The sequence below is a fragment of the Mesorhizobium sp. M4A.F.Ca.ET.022.05.2.1 genome (assembly GCF_003998845.1).
Taxonomy (GTDB): Bacteria; Pseudomonadota; Alphaproteobacteria; order Rhizobiales; family Rhizobiaceae; genus Mesorhizobium.
This window is the reverse complement of the sequence record NZ_RZOJ01000697.1, coordinates 1-1,522: the sequence shown is the minus strand read 5'-3', so window position 1 is coordinate 1,522 and position 1,522 is coordinate 1. Positions and strand designations below refer to the sequence as shown.

The window sequence follows — 1,522 nt, the reverse complement described above, 5'->3', positions numbered from 1 at the left end:
GGGCTACACCATCAAGGGCGTGCAGAAGCTGTTGCGCGAGAACGGCAACCATTTCCTGGTTGCCATCGGCAATGGCGACATGGCGGCCGTCGAGGCGATCGCGCAGCGCCGGCAGGCCGAACAGGTGCCGCTGACACCGGCGGCCCAGCCACGCGGCGCCGACGACGAGATGCTTGTCGGCCAGCCCAGGGTGAAACCCAGCCGTCGCTTTTTCGGCCTCGGCAAGAGCGACGACGAAGGCCCGGTCCAGCCGGACTCCTCGAAACTATCGCGTGACAACCGCGCGCTGCTGCAGGAGGCGCTGTTCGACCTGTTGGAGTGTAAGCGCCTGCTCGACCAGGTGCGCTAGGGTGGGTTGACATTCAGGTTGATGCCGGCCTGCGAACAGTGCCTGCCGCATCATGATCAAGGCAAAGGAAAATGGCGGCCGTCGCGCGGATGGCCGCCATTTTCCTTGATGGCACGCGATCAGTTCGCGAGCTTGAGCCGCTTCGTCGGATCGATCTTCATGACCTGGCTGCACTTGCCGTAAACGGTGCCGTTCTTGTCGGTGGCGTCGGTGTAGGTGCCCTTGCAGTCGATCTCCAGCACCAGACACGAGCCTGCGCCCTTACAGACCGCGCCGCCGTCGCCGGTGGGGTGCGTGCCGGCGACGGCCGAGTTCGGGACGGAAACCGAGCCGAAGGCCGAGACGGCTATGGCCGCGGCGAGCGAGATGCGCTTGAAGTTGGTGAAGTTGGTCATTTGAGCATTTCCTTCTCTTTGATCGAGGTTCGCCGTTCCGGCGTCCTTCTGGGTTGGGGAGCGCCTTCTTGGCGTCCATGCAGGCTTGGTGCGCCCCGGAGAGGAAAGGTTCACGTCTCGGTTTGATTTCTTGTCGGACCGGTTTTCAGGCCTGGCGAGTGCCGCCCCGCCGGTCATGCGTCTCGGCAAGCACCGGGCAATGAGTGCGCAGGCAAAGAGGCCGGCGATGCCGCGATGCCGTCTGCGAAGAAAGTCCGACCGGTCGAGCCGCCAGTTTCGCTCGATCGCCGCCATGATAACCGGATTGGTCCACGTGCAGCAGCCGGCTGCGGAATAGATGGTGACCTCGCCGGCATAAAGGCCCGGGGCATTTCAAGACAGATGCGGCGGATATAGTCCTTGGCCGCAAGCTTGTCGGTCAGCGTCACGAACAGCGGATCGCGGTCGACGATTTTTCGCCAGAGCATCAATTCGTGATGGCTGCGCGGCGCGGCGGGATTAGGCAGGTAGCCGAGCTTCCGGATGAAGCGGAAGACAAGAGCAGGGTGGCGAAGCGTTAGCAGCAGCCGGGCTGCGGCCAGGACGAGGCGACGTCTTGCCGAACCATGCAATGCGGCGCTGCGGATCACGGCAGGAAGGCCGGCTGTGGCAAAACCAAAAACCGCCCTTCCTGTCGGATAAGCCGGCTTGCTCAGGCCTTCTTCGCCAGGACCTTCTTGTGGTGGTGATGATGATGGTGGTGGTGATGCTTGCGGTGATGATGATGACGGTGATGCTT

2 protein-coding genes and 1 pseudogene are annotated in these 1,522 nt (G+C 63.0%); 1 reads left to right on the top strand and 2 read right to left on the bottom strand.

Features of this window, described 5'->3' with window-relative positions:
* Positions 1–349: pseudogene (locus tag EN745_RS34660) on the top strand (MerR family transcriptional regulator); the annotation flags it as partial.
* A gap of 119 nt (positions 350–468) precedes the next feature.
* Here the strand turns inward: EN745_RS34660 and EN745_RS34655 are convergent.
* Together EN745_RS34655 and EN745_RS34650 are read right to left on the bottom strand one after the other, a co-directional pair.
* Positions 469–744 carry a hypothetical protein gene (locus EN745_RS34655; protein ID WP_126059088.1) on the bottom strand — a complete coding sequence of 92 codons (276 nt, stop codon included), beginning with the start codon at positions 742–744 and terminating at the stop codon, positions 469–471.
* 173 nt (positions 745–917) lie between these two features.
* Positions 918–1,373 (bottom strand): hypothetical protein, encoded by a 456-nt coding sequence (locus EN745_RS34650; RefSeq protein WP_127423307.1) that lies wholly within the window; start codon positions 1,371–1,373, stop codon positions 918–920.
* Positions 1,374–1,522: the final 149 nt, after the last annotated feature.